Source organism: Chloracidobacterium sp. D, from assembly GCF_018304685.1.
GTDB classification, from domain to species: domain Bacteria; phylum Acidobacteriota; class Blastocatellia; order Chloracidobacteriales; family Chloracidobacteriaceae; genus Chloracidobacterium; species Chloracidobacterium thermophilum.
The window spans coordinates 828,540-845,293 of sequence record NZ_CP072634.1 but is presented as its reverse complement, the minus strand read 5'-3'; the positions used below and the strand labels follow the sequence as shown (position 1 = coordinate 845,293).

General features: G+C 60.7%; 14 protein-coding genes. 6 read left to right on the top strand and 8 right to left on the bottom strand.

Annotated elements, in window-relative coordinates:
• Nucleotides 1-30 precede the first annotated feature (30 nt).
• The 5 genes from J8C01_RS03610 (at nucleotide 31) to J8C01_RS03590 (ending at nucleotide 3,833) form a co-directional block, all read left to right on the top strand.
• On the top strand, nucleotides 31-450 hold the full coding sequence (locus J8C01_RS03610; RefSeq protein WP_211432413.1) for a thioesterase family protein: 420 nt from the start codon (nucleotides 31-33) through the stop codon (nucleotides 448-450).
• A 5-nt stretch (nucleotides 451-455) separates the two neighbouring features.
• Nucleotides 456-1,229, top strand: coding sequence for an enoyl-CoA hydratase/isomerase family protein (locus tag J8C01_RS03605; RefSeq protein ID WP_014099232.1), 774 nt, complete (start codon nucleotides 456-458; stop codon nucleotides 1,227-1,229).
• Between the two features lie 16 nt (nucleotides 1,230-1,245).
• Nucleotides 1,246-1,536 (top strand): S4 domain-containing protein, encoded by a 291-nt coding sequence (locus tag J8C01_RS03600; RefSeq protein ID WP_211432412.1) that lies wholly within the window; start codon nucleotides 1,246-1,248, stop codon nucleotides 1,534-1,536.
• A 19-nt stretch (nucleotides 1,537-1,555) separates the two neighbouring features.
• Nucleotides 1,556-1,777, top strand: a complete 222-nt coding sequence (locus J8C01_RS03595) for a hypothetical protein (protein ID WP_211432411.1) — start codon at nucleotides 1,556-1,558, stop codon at nucleotides 1,775-1,777.
• 148 nt (nucleotides 1,778-1,925) lie between these two features.
• Nucleotides 1,926-3,833 carry a WD40 repeat domain-containing serine/threonine protein kinase gene (locus J8C01_RS03590; protein ID WP_014099229.1) on the top strand — a complete coding sequence of 636 codons (1,908 nt, stop codon included), beginning with the start codon at nucleotides 1,926-1,928 and terminating at the stop codon, nucleotides 3,831-3,833.
• 58 nt (nucleotides 3,834-3,891) lie between these two features.
• Here the strand turns inward: J8C01_RS03590 and J8C01_RS03585 are convergent, their stop codons facing one another.
• Entirely contained in the window at nucleotides 3,892-6,012 is a 2,121-nt protein-coding gene (locus J8C01_RS03585) for a molybdopterin-containing oxidoreductase family protein (protein ID WP_211432410.1), read from the bottom strand.
• 124 nt (nucleotides 6,013-6,136) lie between these two features.
• Between J8C01_RS03585 and J8C01_RS03580 the strand changes: the two genes are divergently transcribed.
• Complete coding sequence (locus J8C01_RS03580) at nucleotides 6,137-6,820, top strand: tetratricopeptide repeat protein (RefSeq protein ID WP_211432409.1); 684 nt, start codon at nucleotides 6,137-6,139, stop codon at nucleotides 6,818-6,820.
• Between the two features lie 65 nt (nucleotides 6,821-6,885).
• On the opposite strand, the gene J8C01_RS03575 is transcribed toward J8C01_RS03580, so the two are convergent.
• From J8C01_RS03575 to J8C01_RS03545, 7 genes are all read right to left on the bottom strand, one after another.
• Nucleotides 6,886-8,409 carry a response regulator gene (locus J8C01_RS03575; RefSeq protein WP_014099226.1) on the bottom strand — a complete coding sequence of 508 codons (1,524 nt, stop codon included), beginning with the start codon at nucleotides 8,407-8,409 and terminating at the stop codon, nucleotides 6,886-6,888.
• Nucleotides 8,410-8,559: 150 nt separating this feature from the next.
• Nucleotides 8,560-10,074, bottom strand: coding sequence for a DUF4388 domain-containing protein (locus J8C01_RS03570; RefSeq protein ID WP_014099225.1), 1,515 nt, complete (start codon nucleotides 10,072-10,074; stop codon nucleotides 8,560-8,562).
• 86 nt (nucleotides 10,075-10,160) lie between these two features.
• On the bottom strand, nucleotides 10,161-11,837 hold the full coding sequence (locus J8C01_RS03565; RefSeq protein ID WP_211432408.1) for an SUMF1/EgtB/PvdO family nonheme iron enzyme: 1,677 nt from the start codon (nucleotides 11,835-11,837) through the stop codon (nucleotides 10,161-10,163).
• Between the two features lie 229 nt (nucleotides 11,838-12,066).
• Complete coding sequence (locus tag J8C01_RS03560; protein WP_211432407.1) at nucleotides 12,067-13,164, bottom strand: peptidyl-prolyl cis-trans isomerase; 1,098 nt, start codon at nucleotides 13,162-13,164, stop codon at nucleotides 12,067-12,069.
• Nucleotides 13,165-13,300: 136 nt separating this feature from the next.
• On the bottom strand, nucleotides 13,301-14,641 hold the full coding sequence (locus tag J8C01_RS03555; RefSeq protein ID WP_211432406.1) for an RNA-guided endonuclease InsQ/TnpB family protein: 1,341 nt from the start codon (nucleotides 14,639-14,641) through the stop codon (nucleotides 13,301-13,303).
• Nucleotides 14,632-15,282 carry an IS607 family transposase gene (locus tag J8C01_RS03550; protein WP_211432405.1) on the bottom strand — a complete coding sequence of 217 codons (651 nt, stop codon included), beginning with the start codon at nucleotides 15,280-15,282 and terminating at the stop codon, nucleotides 14,632-14,634. Before J8C01_RS03550 ends, J8C01_RS03555 begins: the two co-directional genes overlap by 10 nt.
• Before the next feature lie 9 nt (nucleotides 15,283-15,291).
• Nucleotides 15,292-16,734 (bottom strand): O-antigen ligase family protein, encoded by a 1,443-nt coding sequence (locus J8C01_RS03545; protein WP_014099220.1) that lies wholly within the window; start codon nucleotides 16,732-16,734, stop codon nucleotides 15,292-15,294.
• Nucleotides 16,735-16,754: the final 20 nt, after the last annotated feature.

The window sequence follows — 16,754 nt, the reverse complement described above, 5'->3', positions numbered from 1 at the left end:
CCCAAAACCGCCCGGTGCAGGGAGTTGCCAATGCTTGCCGTCGGACAGACCGAAACCGTCACCTATGTCGTCACCAAACACGATACCGCGCACGGCCTGTCAGCCGAGTGGAAGGATGAACGCTACCAGGATGCTTACATTGACGTGTTCGCCACCATTCGGATGATTGCCCTGATGGAACTTGCCCGTGGGCGGATGCTGGAGCGTATCCAGGCGGCGGGTGAACTTTCCGTCGGCGTGGAAGTCAACGTACGCCATCTGGCTCCGACACCGGTTGGCGCGACCGTCACGGCCACGGCAACCTATCTTGGAAACGACGGAAAATTTCATCGGTTTCGCGTCGAAGCCTTTGACCCGGCCGGTAAAATCGGCGAAGGCGAACACACCCGCGCCATCGTCACGGTCGAACGCCTGCTGGCCGGCGCACAAAAACGCTTGATGTCACGGTGACTGCCATGCCTCTTGCACGCCTTGCTATCGAAAACCACATTGCCTTCCTGACGCTCACTTCCCCGCCGCTCAACATCCTGACCCTGGCGATGATGCGCGAAATCAACCAGCTTCTCGATGCGCTGGCGCGAAAGCCAGCCAACAGCTTTCACGCCATCGTCATCACCACCGAACCGGAGTGCACCGCCTTTTCGACCGGCATTTCGGTCGAAGACCACAAGCCTTCCACGGCTTACCAGACGCTTCAGGAATTTCACACCATCTACCGCAACCTGCGGACGCTGTCCAAGCCAGTGGTCGGCGTCGTACGGGGGCAGGCTTTCGGCATGGGCTGTGAACTTGTGGCGTACTGTGACCTGGTTATCGCGGTGGCGACGGCAACCTTTGGGCAACCGGAAATCCGGTTTGGGCTATATCCCGCCACGTCCAGCGTGCTCCTGCCGCGCATCATTGGCTGGCACCGCACCCTGCGGATGGTATTGCTGTCGGAAGTGCTTGACGCCGCGGAGGCCCAGCGCGTGGGACTGGTGGATTACGTCGTGCCGCCGGAGCAACTCGCTGTCAAAACCGAAGAACTGCTGGCCGTTCTGCGCGGCTGGAGTGCGCCGGTGCTGGAATCCGCCCGGCGTGCGCTGCACACGGCGTATTTTCACGACATCGAAGCGGCCATGCAGGCCGTCGAAGACCAGTATCTCAACCAGTTGATGAGCTATAGCGACGTGCAGGAAGGGCTGCTGGCGTTCCGGGAAAAACGGAAACCCAACTGGAAACACCACTGACGGGAAGCCACCGCCCATGCGCCTTGACTCGTTCCTCAAAGTCAGCCGGCTCGTGCCACGGCGTACTGTGGCGCAGCATTTGTGTGAAGCAGGGGCCGTGCTCGTCAATGGCCTTTCGGCAAAAAGCTCACGGCTGGTCAGGCCCGGCGACACGTTGACGCTGCACCTGCGCCGCCGGCGGCTTGTCGTGCGCGTGCTGGCCGTCCCGGAAACGAAAAGCGTCACAGCGCCGGCAACACTCTACGAGCGGCTTTCCGAGGAGCTTTTGGCCGAAGACCCCCTGATGCCGGTGGAAGATGTCCCTTAGCCCCGCACACCGACAACTCATGGTCGAAGCCCATGCGCAGTTGCAGGAAGCCACGCAGCTTGTGCAGGACATGCTCACCGGGCGGGCCGGTGCTGAACTGTTTGAGGCAGCCTGTGAGGCGCTCAATGTGGCGGCCGTCAAGCTGCGCTTCATTCAGCTTGAGCTGGCCGCGCAGGAAGAAGAGGCTGTGAACCCCGAAACCGCCATCACGGCCGAAGACGACACCCTGCACCCGGACTGAACGACCATCCGGGCAGGCTCCGACTGCGACCGGTGTTGAATCCAACCCGGCTGTGCATCAATATCATTGCCCAAAGACAATGCTGGACACCGGCCCGGCAGCCTGCCTATGTTGCGTTCACGGTCTGATCCCTTCTTCGGATAGCACCATGCGATACTGTCCGCTTTGCAAGCAGTGTTACGACGACACCGAGTTGCGCTGCACAAAAGATGGAGCGTTTCTGGCCGAAGCCTTCCCCGGAGCACGCATCATCAGCGGCAAGTATCGTCTCGACGCCCTCATCGGTCAGGGCGGGATGGGATCGGTCTATCGGGCGACGCACCTGGAACTCGACCGCACGATTGCCCTGAAAATCGTGCTGCCTGATTTCGTTTCCAACCACGAAACTCTGGAGCGTTTCCGCCAGGAAGCGCGGGCGGCGGCGCGGCTCAACCACCCCAACGTCATCAGTGTGTATGACTTTGGCATCCTGCCGACCGGCCAGGCCTACCTCGCCATGGAGTTGCTGACCGGGCATTCCCTGCGCGAAGAACTGGAACGCCACGAACGGCTGTCGCCCCAGCGGATTGTGTCCATCCTGCGGCCCGTCTGCCAGGCTATCCATGCAGCGCACGAAGCCGGCGTCGTCCACCGGGACATCAAGCCGGACAACATCATCCTGCTCAGCAAGCCCGAAACCGGCGAAGAAATCGTCAAGGTCGTGGACTTCGGCATTGCCAAGCTCAAGGAACGGCCCGGGACTACGGTTTCCAACCTCACCGAGCCGGGACTGGTGATGGGTACACCACACTACATGTCGCCGGAACAGTGCCGGGGCGAAGAACTCGACCGGACATCGGACATTTACTCACTCGGCGTCACGCTGTACGAACTGCTGGTCGGCCACGTCCCCTTCGATGCGCCGACGCCATCGGCCGTCATCATCCAGCATGCGGTTGACCCGCCGCCGCTGATGCGGCGTCTGCGCCCGGACATTCCCGAAGAAATCGAGCGCGTTGTACTCCGGGCCCTGTCCAAGGTACGCGAACAGCGGCAGCCAACAGCGCTCCGGCTCTACCAGGAATTTGAACAGGCGCTGCGCGAAGCTGAGGAAACGGCCGCGGCACTCAACATTGCCAAGATTTCGGCTACGTTTCCGACCCTCGATCTGTCGCAGATGAAGCCAGTCGAGCTAAAACTGGTCGCCACCCTGACCGGGCATGAGCACATCGTCAAGAGTCTGTCCTACCACGGCAGCGGCGACTGGCTGGCCTCGGCCAGCGGCGATGGGAGCGTTCGCCTGTGGGACCTGCGGACCAACCGTGAAATCGGACTCTTCAGCGGTCACGAATACTCGGTCAATGCCGTAGCCATTGCCCCGGATGGACTCCGCCTGGCCAGCGGCGGGGCCGACGGCACAGCCCGGCTCTGGACGCTGCGCGATGCCACTGAGATTGCTTCCTTCGGGCACCGGACAGCCGTGCGCGCCCTGCTGTTTGCCTCTGACGGCCGTTGGCTCATCACGGCGTTTGACACGGAAGTGAAAATCTGGGACGCCCTGCGGCAACGCCAGATTGCCTCTTTTCTTGGCCACATCAAAACCATTGACGCTCTGGCGCTCTCCCCGGACGGACATACGTTGGCTTCCGGCGGTGCCGATGACGCCATTCACTTCTGGGACCTGATTTCCAAAACCGAACAAGCCATGCTGCGGCTGTCCGGCCATGCGCCAACGTCACTGGTCTATTTGCCCGACGGCCGCTTGATTTCCGGCGGCCGGGACGGGCAGTTGTGTCTCTGGCACACCACTGAAACCGGCCCGCTCCAGACGGTCGAAGCCCATCTCGAAGCCATCCGGGCGCTGGCGCTTTCGCCCGATGGCCGGTGGCTCGCCTCCAGTGACTGGAATGGTGTCATCAAGCTTTGGGCCACCCAGGACTTCACCAATCTTGTCACCGTCGAGGCCCACGATGGCGCAGCACAGTCCCTGGCGTTTGCGCCGGACGGACAGCATCTGGCCTCCGGCGGAGCGGATGCCCTCATCCACCTCTGGCAACTTACGGTAATCGCGGACTAGTTTCCTCAGACCGGTTTCAAAAGCCGGGATAGGGAAGCGTATTTCCGCCCCGCAACGTTCAGCTCAAGGTTCGCCCCTGAGCGTCAAGCGGTTCAACTTCCACGAGAACATCATAAAACGTAGCGCCGCCGCCAAGGTCGGTCAGCGCCTGCCCGGTGGTGGCATTCACGTTGCGGCCGTCGGGACTGAACTTGGCCCACCAGATGCCGGGAGCATAGGCCACACCCGGCCGGATTCGCCCGGAAACCCGCGCACGGACACAAAAGGCCCCCCGGTCGTTGAACACCCGGACCATCTGCCCGTCGCTGATACCCCGTGGCTCGGCGTCGGACGGATGCAGCTCGACGATGGGTTCCTTTTCGACGCGGCGGAGCGAATCCTGATTGACGAAGGTCGAATTGAGAAAGTTATGCGCCGGCGGTGAAATGAGCGCCAGCGGATAGCGCGCTGCCAGCGGCGGATTGCTGTGCACGTTTTCCCGTGGCGGCACATAGGCCGGCAGCGGGTCCATCCCCTGGCGTGCGAGGCTTTCAGAGTAGAACTCGCATTTTCCCGAAGGCGTTGGAAAACCACCTTCGGCAAAGGGCGCAAACGGGCTGGGCAGATTGAGTCGCACGTAGCCTTCCGTACGCAGCCGCTCAAAGGTGATGCCTTCCATCCACGGGTGACGAACATCCAGCACGGCCCGGATGAGTTGCTCGTCGCTTTCCTGTAACTCCGGCTCGGTGTAGCCCATGGCTTGCGCCAACAGACGAAAGACATCGGAGTTTGATTTCGCCTCACCCAGTGGCGGAATGGCCGGCTCGTTGAACATCAGCGACAGATGCCCATACGGTTTGACCACATCCATGTGTTCGAGCTGGGTCGTCGCCGGCAGCACAATGTCGGCATAGTCAGTCGTGTCGGTGAAAAACTGTTCGTGCACGACGGTAAACAGGTCTTCCCGGCGCAGTCCGGCAAGGACCTGATTCTGATCGGGCGCAATGGCTGCCGGATTTGAGTTATAGACGTAAAGCGCCATCACCGGCGGATCAAACCCGGCCGGGCGGCCGGCTTCATCCCGATTCGTCAGGGCTTCGCCAAGGCGCGTCATGTTGATGGTGCGCGTCCCGGGCGGAATCCAGTCCGGGCGCTCCAGCGCCGTGTAGTTGAGCGGAAACGTCCCCGAAGTTGAAAGCAGAATGCCACCGGCCGGATGTCGCCACGCCCCGACCAGCGCCGGAAGACAGGCAATGGTGCGGACGGCCATGCCCCCGCCGGCATGCCGCTGCAAGCCATAGTTGATCCGAATGGCGCTGGGCTGCGTCCGGGCATAGGCCCGCGCCAGTCTGACGATGGTGGCTTCATCAAGACCAACCATCGGTGCGACGGCAGCGGGCGTGTATGCCTGCAACCGCTCGCACAGCGCCTCGAAGCCCAATGTGTAGCGGGCCACGTAGTCGGCGTCATACAACTGCTCATCCACGATGACGCGCATCATCGCCAGCGCCAGTGCCGCATCCGTACCGGGGATGATGGCCAGATGTTCATCCGAAGCCGCCGCCGTGCGTGTCCGGTAGGGATCAATGGTGACGACCCGCGCTCCGCGCTTTTTGGCTTCGAGCACATAGCGCCACAGATGGACGTTCGATGTGACCGGATTGCTTCCCCAGATGAGAATGAACTTCGACTCGGCGAAGTGCCGGGCTTCCATCCCGATACTCGCACCAATCGTCGCCTTGTAGCCGGCCGCGCCGGCCGTGGCGCAGATGGTACGCGCCAGCAGGGAGGCCCCCATGCGGTGGAAAAAGCGCCGGTCCATGCCCTGTCCCTGTACCAGTCCCATTGTTCCGGCGTAGCTGTAGGGCAGAATGCACTGCGGCCCACAGGTTGCCATCAGGTCTTTCCACCGTCCGGTGATTTCGGCAATGGCCTCGTCCCAGGTGATGCGGGTAAACCGGCCCTCGCCCTTTTTCCCACAGCGGCGAAACGGGTGCAGCACCCGTCGCGGGTCATAGACGCGCTCCAAGTACTTTGACACCTTGGCGCACAGAAAACCGGCCGTATCGGCGTGGCGGGCATCGCCTTCGACCTTGATGGCGCGGCGCGCCGCACCTGTGCCTTCTGTGGTGACGGCAATGGCGCAGGTGTCCGGGCAATCATGCGGACACGCAGCATGAACGACATTCAGAGCAACCATACGTTGGCCTTTTCCTGGTTGGCAGCGATTGGTCACAACGAAGGCGTGTCTGAAGCGACACAACTTCGCTATAGTTGGCCTATACTTTTTGAAAACCTGCCTCGCGTCCAGTGCGGAGTTGCCCATGAAGCACAAAGCCGTTTTCACCAAAGTTCGCAAACTCATCAATGAGCGGGAACTGGCCGCTGACAACCTCGACCAGGCGGAAGACGCGCTGGTGTCTCTGCTGGAAAAAGACCGGCAGTGCGACTGGGCTTATGGGCTGCTGGCTGAAATCCAGTACTGGCGCGGTGAAATGGCGGCCCCCAAAGACAAGCTGGCCTTGTTTGAACGAGGCGTGGAATACGGCGAGGAAGCCGTCCGAATCAATGAAAACTCCCTGGAGGGCAACTTCTGGCTGGCCGTCAACTACGGCTTGTACGGCAACGAAAAAGGCATTCTGAAAAGTCTCTCACTCATCAAGCCGATTCAGCGATGCGCGGAACGGGTCATCGAAATTGACGAATCCTACTTTTACGGCGGCCCGTGGCGGGTGCTGGGGCGCATCTACGACAAGGTGCCCGGCTGGCCCGTCTCGATTGGCGACAAACGCAAAGCCATCGAGTGTTTTGAAGCCGCGCTCGAATTTGGCCCCAAGTTCTATCTCAATCACCTCTACATTGCCGAATGCTACCTGTCACTCGGCAACAAGGCGAAGGCCAAACATCACCTGCAGTGGATTCTGGACGCGCCACTTTCCCGCCACCACGAGCGCGAGGATGAAGGGTACAAACGTGAGGCCCGGGAACTGCTCAAAAAATTGGGCTGACGCCGGCTACATCCAAAGCAACCGGTGAACGTTTGCGTAAGCCCGCCGCAGTTGTCTTTGGATACTCACAGCTCGATGACCTGTCCCGGAACAAGCAGCTTCTGGTTGATGAGTTCCTGCACGAGAAGCAGCGTTTCGAGGTCATCCCGCAGCTCGTCGCAGCACTGATCAAGCGTCCGTGAACCGTCAAACAACTGCCGCACGCGCTCAATGTTGGCGGCAAATTCGCCTTCCTGGGCAATCTGCTCGGCAACTTCCGGCGCGCGCTCAAAACCATCGCCGCAGATGAAGGTCTGGTCGCGGTTGGGAAGCTCGGCAATGAGGTGCTCGACTTCATCAAAGCGCCGGAAGGCTTCCATCAGCAACTGCTGTGGGTTGAGCTTGATGACCGGTTCACGGTTGATAGGCAGCGAGCGGAAGGTGAAGCTTCCGGTCGTCCAGCCCACCAGCCGGAAAAAGGCCCGTTCAGCGCGGGCTGCGCCGTATTCGATGTCCAGAATGAACCCATCCCGAAAATAGACCCTGGCTTCTTCCTGCTGGCGCGTCAGGAGCAGAAGCCCCGTCCGGCGGCCGGCTTCAAGCATCTGGATGACTTCGGCCAGACTGACCTGGGCCAGCTTGCCCTGCAAATCCACGGGCGGTCGTACCCGCTTGAGCAGACGTTTGACGCGGTGGCGAATTTCCATGGGACGGAAGGGTTTGGACCAGTAATCCTCCACCCCCATGTCAAAAGCGGCCAGGCGCTCGGCTTCGCTGTCGGCTGAAGACAGGCAGACGAAAGGAATATGCGCGCAGTCCGGCTGCGAGCGAAGCCACTCAAAAAACTGGCTGCCGTCCATTTCCGGCATGTTGAGGTCGCTGATGATGAGCGCTGGCTGGTGGGCCTTGACCATCTCACAGGCCACCCGCCCGTTTGATGCCATGAGGATTTGCGGGCCGAGGGAGCGCAGACTGGTTTCCAGGACGTTCAAAATCCCCGGCTCGTCATCCACGATGAGCACCGACAGTTCGGGGAAGTATTCATCCGGGTCGCGTACCGTCGCCTGCTTGCGCTGCCACGTACTCGACACCTGTCCGACCGTGGCGACGTTGTCGGCTTCGAGACCGGCCAGCAGCTTGAGTTCCCGGCGGTAGAGAATGTCTTTCGGCCCCAGGTCTGGCATCAGGTTGACAAAGTCCGCCGCGCGCGCTGTTTCGCCCAGCTCCATCAGGTGTTCGACAATCTGTTTGGCGCGTCCGAAGGCGTCGTCATACCGACGCAGGCGATGGTTGATCTCGAACAGCTTGCGCCAGACATCGAGCCGGGTTTCCCCGGAAGCCAGCCGCTCCGCCTTGCGGCACAGAAGCATTCCCTGCTCGAAATCCAGACGATCAAAATAAATTGTCGCCGCCCGCAGCATCACCTCACAGGCTTTTTGCGGCTCACCGCGCTCCTGATACAGCAACCCCAGCTCCTGCAAAGCACCCAGGTTGTCGGGGTCGCGTTCGAGTTCACGCTCGTGACGCTCGATGGCGCTGTTGAGCTTGGCATTGTCAAGCAGGTTGGTCACTTGTGCGCGGGCATTCAGAATCCGATCAAACAGTCCCATGGCAACCTCGAATGTCACCTTGGTACAACGCCGGGGAAAGCGTCGCCACGGTCATCAACAGACTGAAAAACAGAATAGACGATGCGCAAAGATATGGCTTTGGAACAATCGGGCCCCATCGTGCCACAATCTGGCAGCCACGAGCTACCCTTACCCTGAGCGTGGCACGAGTAACTTGCGGTCAATGAGTTCACGCACGAGAAGCAGCGTTTCCAGGTCATCACGCAACACTTGACAACAGGCTTCCAACGTGCGGGTGCCGTCGAAAAGCTGCCGAATGGTCTCCAGGTTGGCAACGAATTCGCCCCCCTGCGCCAACTGTTCGGCCACTTCCGGGGCCTTTTCAAATCCCGGCCGACAGACGAACACTTCATGCTGGTTTGGCAGGGACGACAACACGCGCTCGGCTTCATCAAAGCGCCGGAAGGCTTCCATCAACAACTGCTGTGGACTCAGTTGAATGACCTTTTCACGCATCATCGGCATGGTGCAGAAGGCAAAATCACCGCTGGTCCAGCCCACCAGATGAAACACCGCCCGCTCCCCGGCGAGGTTTCCACACTCGGCATTGAGGATGAAGCCATCCCGGAAGTACAGGTACGCCTGCTCTGCACCGGATTCGATGGTCAGCAATCCCGTACGGCGGCCGGACTCCAGAATCTGGATGATTTCAGCGAGGTTGACCTGGGACAGCTTGCCCTGAAAATCCACGGGCCGCCGCAGACGCCGCAGCAGATGCTTGACGCGGTAGCGGATTTCCGTCGGATGAAAGGGTTTGGTCCAGTAGTCCTCGACGCCCATCTCAAAGGCGGCGACACGTTCTGCCTCTGAGCCAATCGAAGACAGGCAGATAAAGGGCACCCGCGCGTGTTCGGGTTGTGACTTCACCCACTCAAAGAACTGGCTGCCATCCATGCCCGGCATGGCGAGGTCACTGATGATGAGCGAAGGCGCGTACTTCTTGACCTTTTCGCAGGCTATGTGACCGTTTGCGGCCGTGATGATGCGTGCGCCAAGCGTCCGCAGGGATGATTCGAGGATTTCCAGCAACTCCGGCTCGTCATCCACAATCAGGATGGTCTGTCCCGGAAAGTACTCATCAGCGCTCCGTTGGCCGGAGGTTGCCCGCCGCCAGGTGCCAACAGCCGTTCCAGTTGCACCCGTCTGGCGCGGCACAACCCCGGCCATGGCTTCGAGGATTTGCCGGTATTCGGCATCCTTGGCTCCCAAGTCCGGCATGGCGGAGACAAAGTTGGCAGCCCGCTTCGTGTTGCCACGTTCCACAAGGGTTTCGACGATCTGCTTGGCCCGCTCGAAAGCCTCCTCCATGCGACGCAGCTTGTAGCTGAGATAAAACAGCTTGTGCCACAGCTCAACCCGCAGATCGCCTGCTGCCAGCCGTTCGGCCTTGCGGTAGCTGACCAGCGCCTGCTCCGTATCGTTGCGCTCAACAGCAATTTCACCGGCCCGACAAAACACATCGCAGGCTTTTTGGGTCTGGCCGTGTTCCTGGTAGAGCCGTCCCAGCTCCAGCAAGGTCGGAAGGTGCTTGGGATCAGCCTGCAGGATGCGTTCGCACTGCTCAATCGAAGCCACCAGTGCCGAAGTATCCTGGATATTCGACACCTGCTCCCGTGCACTTCGGACGTGGTCAAAGAGTCCCATAAAACCCTTCAGCGAAGATTGATTGATACTGCCCCAGCCCGACGTTCGCAGCCGCTTCCAGTGCCTTCTGTTCGATGTCTGAAGGCTCAGTGCTTGGCCCGGACAACACGAAAGCCCCCGTTGAACCAGTAATTCAACGTCGGGTCGAACCGAAACCGCGAAGTCGGACGGCACGGCACGGTGCTAAAATACCACGAACACCCCCGCAGCACCTTATGCGTGCCACGCGGTGAACCTTTCGGATTCGTCTGCGGTTCGGCTGGATAGGGGCCGTACCAGTCGGCGCACCATTCCCACACATTGCCCATCAGGTCATAAATCCCCAGTTCGTTGGGGGGGCTGGTTCCGACCTCATGCGGTGCGCCGCCACTATGGTAGCTGTCCCAGCCAATCGGGCTGTTGCGGGCAACATATTCCCATTCAGCTTCCGTCGGTAAGCGGTAGAGGTCTCCCGTCCGTTCACTCAGCCAGACGCAGTAGGCGTTGGCATCATCCCAACTCACCCGCACCACCGGATGATGGGGATAGTCCAGAAAGTAGTTGCGCAGCCGGGCAAAGTTCGGTTCTTCGGGATAGGGACGGCCGGTGGCGTCACAGAACGCCTTGTACTGGGCGTTCGTGACTTCATACTTGCCAATCTCAAAGTCGGAGAGTGTCACCCGGTGCACCGGCTGCTCATCCGGCTGCCCATCACGGCTGCCCATCTCAAACGATCCCCCTTTGACGGCCACAAGTGCCGGCAGCAGGGCGCGGGTATCATCCGGCGCAGGCGTTGGAGTAAAGATCGGACGGTTGGACGTTTCGCTCTTACTCCGCAGGGCTTCCACCGTGGGGCGCGTTGCCACGCCAGTCCCGCCACCCAGAAAGAACTTCTCGACGATCCGGTACGTGATCAGGCTCACGACCAGCAGCAACAGGCAACTCATGCCAGCCACGAAGAACTTGAAGCCCCTGCCGGTTGGACGCTCTCCTGTCCCGCTCAAATCCGCAAAGGCCTGGGCAAGCCCTTCCACCAGCGTGGCCGGCGGCGCTGGCGTCACAGCCGGAGTATCCCGCTTGACGGCGGCTTCATTGACGACAAAGCCCGTGCGTTCGGAAACTACCGGCAGAGACCGCTTGGCGAGGGTCACTCTGGCCTCCCGGCGCACCGGCGGGCTTGCCTCAGACGCCTGTCCAGGCTCAGCCGGCGCGGATGCGGCCGGCACGAGTGAGGCCGATTGCACCTTTGCTGTCTCCTCCGGTGTCGCATCCGGTGACGGCTCCAGCAGAGCCAACAACTCCCCGATACTTTTTGCCCGGCTTTGCGCGTCGCGGGCCGTGGCTTTGGCGACCAGACGGGCAATTTCCACGGAGACCGCCGGGTTGACCGTCCGCGGGTCCGGCACTGGCAGCAGGTCAGAGGTCTCGTCGAAATCCGTACGAAAGTTGTGCGTGGCGTGCCGCTCCGGCACCGGCTGGCCCGTCACCATCTGGTACAGCATCATGCCCAATTGGTGAATATCCCGGCGGATACCTTGGGCGACATCCTCCGGCGTAGGTGACTTGGCGGACAGCCGGGATTGAGGAACACCGCAATCAAGGACACGTGGCGGCTGCTCCGCGCTCAGGATCACGTTGTCAAACCGCAACTCCTGACCATAGAAGGCAAACTGTTCGTGCATGCCATGGACAATGCGCGCCATCCCCAGAAAGAGGTCAAGGGCTTCCTGGGATGGCAATGGCGCGCCGTAGGCTTTGAGGTAATCCCCAAGTCTTTTGTTCATGGCGGCGTTATCCAGCGTGGACGGTGGCGGATCGAGCGCGGTCGGCATAGGCGGCTCACTTGATGACAAAGGTAGGGAGGACATGTTTCCAATCTATGCCGCCTGCCACAGGTACTCAACAATGTACTCAAACGTACTTTGACAGCCAATGCTTATGCGCGAAGGAGACGGTCTCCCCACTGCTCTCAACAGAGTAAACGGGAGATGTCTGTTTTGGCAGAAAGACAAACTAGCCGTTTTTCTTCCCGCCCTCGTCCGCCTCGGCTTCTTCGGCCTTTTCGGCTTCGATGAGAACGTTCCGGTACGGCTCGGCCAGGCGAATGAGTGCCTTGGCCCGCAAGCCGCGCATGTATTCCCTGATTTTGGCGTCGGCGCGCTGCTGTGCCATCAGACGTTTGACCAGATCGCGCACTTCGGCAAAGGGCTTGACCGAAGGCGGACGGCGGGCATCGAGCCGGAGAATCTGGTAGGCCTTTTCCAGCTTCAGAATGGGCGTCACCTCACCGGGCTTGAGTTTGTCGAGTTCGGCCCGGAAGGCCTCGGCCAACTGGTCATCCTTGTAGGGCGGCAGCTTGCCGCCATTGGCGCGCGACGCCCGTTTTTCGTCGGAAAACTTCCGTGCGACTTCGGCAAAGGGCTGGCCGGCTCTGAGTTCGGCCTGGGCCTGCCGCGCCCGCGCCTCGGCAGCCGCCTGAGTCTCCGGCGTGAAGCCAATGTAGATTTCGCTGATCTCGATTTCTCCCGGCTCGGTGAAATCAGCCGGATGGGTGCGGTAGTATTCCTCGGCTTCGCGGTTCGTCACCTGCTCGATGAGGACGCTGTAGACATCCTGCCCATAGACAGCCTGGCGCAGGAACTGCCCGCGATAGCTCATCCGAATGTCCTCCATCGTCAGGCCCTGCCGTTCCATAGCCGCGCGGCAGGCATCGAGGTTTTCCAAGTTGTTCTGCTTGCACAGTTCAAGGATCGTCGCGTTGACTTGGGCCTCGATTTCGGGCAGCAGTCCCATTTCCTCGGCGCGCTGCGCAATCAGGCGTTCATCAATCAGGCTGACAAGCAGCCGTGGCTGCAAACGGGCGAAGATTTCTTCCTGCTTGGCCGGATCGTTGGGGAACTGTTCCTGAAGATCACGCCGCAGGGCATTCTCGGCCCGGCGCAGCATTGAGCGGGTGATGAGTTCCTTGTTGACGCTGGCCAGGGTTTCATCAATCACCACCGCTTCCTGGGCCGCGACCTGCCAGTCAGCGACCATTCCCGGCAGCGGAAGCAGCGCCGCGCCGACGCCCAAACCACAGCCGGCCAACAACCACCACGAATGAATTTTCACGCCTGGCTCCTACCGTTCAAAAAGCGTTTTTGTGTTATGCGGCCCCTGGGGCCATAGGCACGGCATGCTACGAAAAATGCTCCCCGGATGAAACTCCCCTGTGCCCGGACAGCGGATGATCGGTTGCCATCTGCTATCAAGAATGTGCGCAAAAGTGCGCACGGTTCTCTTCCTGCCCCGACGTGTCCTGTTGACCACCGTCGTATCTGACAGGCGTGACTTTCCCGACTACGGCGGGGACGGTCCCCGCCGCAGCGCCGCCATTGCTGGACGGACTCGCCACGGGTAGGGCAGTTTCGGTTGCCAGCCGTTTCAGGTTCAGCGCCGCATTGAGGTCACGGTCATGGTGCGCACCACATTGAGCACACACCCATGTTCGATCTCTCAATGTCAGCGCCTCGTTCTTCCAGCCACAGATGGAGCACAGTCGGCTACTTGGATACCAGCGATCAGCGATGGTAAGCTGAGTACCGTAGCGCCGGGCCTTGTATTCCAACTGCGAGCGCAACATCCCAAAACCCACGTCAGAGATGGCGCGGGCGAGTTTCTCGTTCTCCAGCATCCCCTTGACGTTTAAATCCTCGATCACTAACGCTTGGTTTTCGCGGCAGAGTCGAGTCGTGAGCTTGTGGGTGAAATCCGCTCGGATATTGGCCATGCGGGCATAGAGCCTTGCCAATATCGCAGCGGACTTCTGCCGGTTGTTCGAGACCGGCAGGCGCGTTCCTTTAGGCAGGCGGGCATGGCGTTCAAATCCTGCTGCCTTCCTGGCGGCTTCCAGCTTGCGGCTGAGACGTCGGCTACGGTTTTCCAGACGGCGCAGCGCTGCTTTGAGCGGCTTTGGCGCCTCGATGACTTCACCGCTGGAGACCGTTGCGGCAGCCTTGATGCCCAGGTCGCTGCCGTTGACCTCGTGCGACGTGCGACGCCGATAGAATTGCGCATCAGGCACCTCGACCTGTATGGCCACAAACCAACGATCCGCCGTGCGCGAGACCGTCGCGCCCAGTATCTTTCCTTTGAATCGCAGTTCCTCGGTCATGGCGACTTCGCCGATCTTGGGCAGACGGATCGTCCTGCCTTCCAGGGTGAACTTGTCGTTGGCAACATAAAAGCTGTCGCGGCAACGGCCCTTTTTCTTGAGCCGTGGCTCGTGCGCTTCTTTGCCCCCCTTGAGGTCGGCGAAGAACCGTTCCCAGGCTTTGGCGAGATTCCTGAACGGCTGGGCGTGGGCATCCCGGTGAATGTCTTGCAACCAAGGCCGACCGTTCTCATCGAGCCACTGCGGGTCGGTGTACTTGATGGCGTTGAACTGTTTTTTGAGCGCCATAGCGTTTGGCCTGCCGCCTGCTGCGTATTGCCTGTTCCACTCATTGAGCGCCCAGTTCCAAACACGCCGCGCCGTGCCGCAGGCGCGCTTGAAGTAGTCCACCTGCTCAGGAGTCGGACAAAGAGCGATCTTGTGGGTCAGTTGCATTGTTGGGCCTTTTTGACGTCATTCGCATCCTGTTTCAGCGCTTCATCCAACTTCTTTCGATAGTTCCTCAAACCGTATAGCCGAGACGAAAAACAGTGCACGATGGTCATTAAGTCTTGCACCATTTCCTGTTCGGGAGACAGCCGTTCCTGGTTGAGTACCAGCACTTCGCAGCCATGGGTTTGGGCGTAATGTTCGAACCACTCAAAGCCGAAACGGGTGAGGCGGTCCCGGTGAGCGAGGATCAGCATCTTGACTTCCCGTCGCCCGCTCTCGTCCATAAGGGCCAGAAACCGCTTGCGCCTGAAGTCCAGCCCGCTGCCCACTTCCCCGATAAACTCGACCCCCGCCAATCCCTTCGCCACCACGAACGCTTCCAGCACTTTGCGCTGATTCGCCAGGTCCGGCTTCTGCGCCGCACTCGATACCCGACAGGAGGCGACAAGCTTTGTTGGCGCATGGTTGGCCTGCCGCAAACCGATGAACTCACGGACCTGCGTCTCAGTGTAGAGGCGGCGGTTGCTGTCCGTTCGGGCCACCGGAATTAGCCTTCCTTCGCGTTCCCAACGCTGCAACGTCTTGACCGAGACACCAGGGAGTTTTGCCGCCTTGCCTGTGCTTATAGTGCTTTCAATGAGCATTATTACACACTATCGCGTACTATACGGCAAGCTAGAGTCCGGCTCCGCTGTGACCGGCATCCCCAACGCTATCCCTATCACAAACCACAGCACCATGGCCACTTCACCATCCCCCAGGTTGAAGTGGGCGATGCCGCTCGCCGCAAAGCCGGTGAGTGCGCCCAGCGCGCCCAAGGCAATGCCATCGCGCCGCCGCCGCAGCAGTTGCCCGACATAAGTCAGCAGCAACCAGAGATAGGCCGCCAGCGCCGGCAGCCCGTACCACACCGCCACCTGCAGGTAGGTGTTGTGAAAGTGGCCGGGCGGCAAATCGCCATGGGCGTACAGTCCCCATTCTGCCGCGTGCAGCTTGTCGCTGTAGCGCCCAATACCAAACCAGGGGTGTTTTGCCACCAGCCCGATGCCTTCCTGCCAGACCACCAACCGCCAGAACAGACTGCCTTCACGGGCATCCACTACGGACATGTGGCGCATGGCGTAGGCATAGGCCAACGCACTGGACAGCAGGATGCCGGCAATTACCAGCCCTATCACCACCCGTGGCGTACTGACTGTGCCCTCCCGCCACAGCAGATACAGCATCACGCCGACGCTGACAATGAGGCCGCCCGTCGGGCCGCGGGACAGCGTCAGCCCCAGGGCCAGCATAAGTCCCAGCGCCAACCCCCAGAGCCACCGGCGCTGGCGTCCGACAGTGCACCAGGCCATGCCAAGCGCCAAGGAAACAAGAATCTGAAGCACCTCGGCATAGGTGACGTAGTGCGAAAAGAAACCGCTGGCGCGAAAGTCCCGCGCCGGCGCACTGGCGCGAATGCCCAGCCCGGCCGACCCCAACAACACCAGACGGGTCTGAAGTGCCGCCCGGTCAAGCTGCGCCGTAAGTGGTATCTCAACGCGCCGTCCGGTCACGCTCACGGGTTGGCTGGAAGGCAATGGTTTCTGGAGAACAAGGCGGGTGATGTCCTCCGGGGTACGGACGACTTCACCATCCACACGCAGCACGACATCGCCAGGCTGAAAGTACGGATGCAGAGGTGAGTCAGGGCTGAGTTCGACCAGACGCACACCATTCCCCACCAGCAGTTGATACCCGGTGTAAAGCCACCCGACCTGGGCTGAAAGCAGCAGCGTCCACGCCAGACACCATGCCTGGGCGCGGGATTGCACCCAGAACGCCACAATGCCACAGGTGGCCATAAAGGCCACGCTGCGCAGCCCATCCAGACTCCACCGTGGCTCGTAGGACATCAGCGCCGACACGGTACATAGGGCCCAAAAAAACGCCAGCGGCCACCATCGCTGCGCGGCCTCCTGTCGCCGGGACGCCGGCGCCAGAAGCGAGGTGTCACCAGCCGCCAACCACCGTTCCAGCCCCCACAGCAGGGCCAACACCAGGGCGCTGCCCTGCGCGCCGGCAATCGAGTGGGGTGCCAGCACGGCATACAACAGCAAAAACCACCTGGAAAGCAGCA

Excerpts from the sequence above, each read along its gene's own strand:
- J8C01_RS03605 (WP_014099232.1), top strand. The coding sequence starts at position 456 with ATGCCTCTTGCACGCCTTGCTATCGAAAACCACATTGCCTTCCTGACG.
- J8C01_RS03565 (WP_211432408.1), bottom strand. The coding sequence starts at position 11,837 with ATGAACAAAAGACTTGGGGATTACCTCAAAGCCTACGGCGCGCCATTG.
- J8C01_RS03595 (WP_211432411.1), top strand. The coding sequence starts at position 1,556 with ATGGTCGAAGCCCATGCGCAGTTGCAGGAAGCCACGCAGCTTGTGCAG.
- J8C01_RS03610 (WP_211432413.1), top strand. The coding sequence starts at position 31 with ATGCTTGCCGTCGGACAGACCGAAACCGTCACCTATGTCGTCACCAAA.
- J8C01_RS03575 (WP_014099226.1), bottom strand. The coding sequence starts at position 8,409 with ATGGGACTGTTTGATCGGATTCTGAATGCCCGCGCACAAGTGACCAAC.
- J8C01_RS03590 (WP_014099229.1), top strand. The coding sequence starts at position 1,926 with ATGCGATACTGTCCGCTTTGCAAGCAGTGTTACGACGACACCGAGTTG.
- J8C01_RS03600 (WP_211432412.1), top strand. The coding sequence starts at position 1,246 with ATGCGCCTTGACTCGTTCCTCAAAGTCAGCCGGCTCGTGCCACGGCGT.
- J8C01_RS03555 (WP_211432406.1), bottom strand. The coding sequence starts at position 14,641 with ATGCAACTGACCCACAAGATCGCTCTTTGTCCGACTCCTGAGCAGGTG.
- J8C01_RS03580 (WP_211432409.1), top strand. The coding sequence starts at position 6,137 with ATGAAGCACAAAGCCGTTTTCACCAAAGTTCGCAAACTCATCAATGAG.
- J8C01_RS03570 (WP_014099225.1), bottom strand. The coding sequence starts at position 10,074 with ATGGGACTCTTTGACCACGTCCGAAGTGCACGGGAGCAGGTGTCGAAT.
- J8C01_RS03585 (WP_211432410.1), bottom strand. The coding sequence starts at position 6,012 with ATGGTTGCTCTGAATGTCGTTCATGCTGCGTGTCCGCATGATTGCCCG.
- J8C01_RS03550 (WP_211432405.1), bottom strand. The coding sequence starts at position 15,282 with ATGCTCATTGAAAGCACTATAAGCACAGGCAAGGCGGCAAAACTCCCT.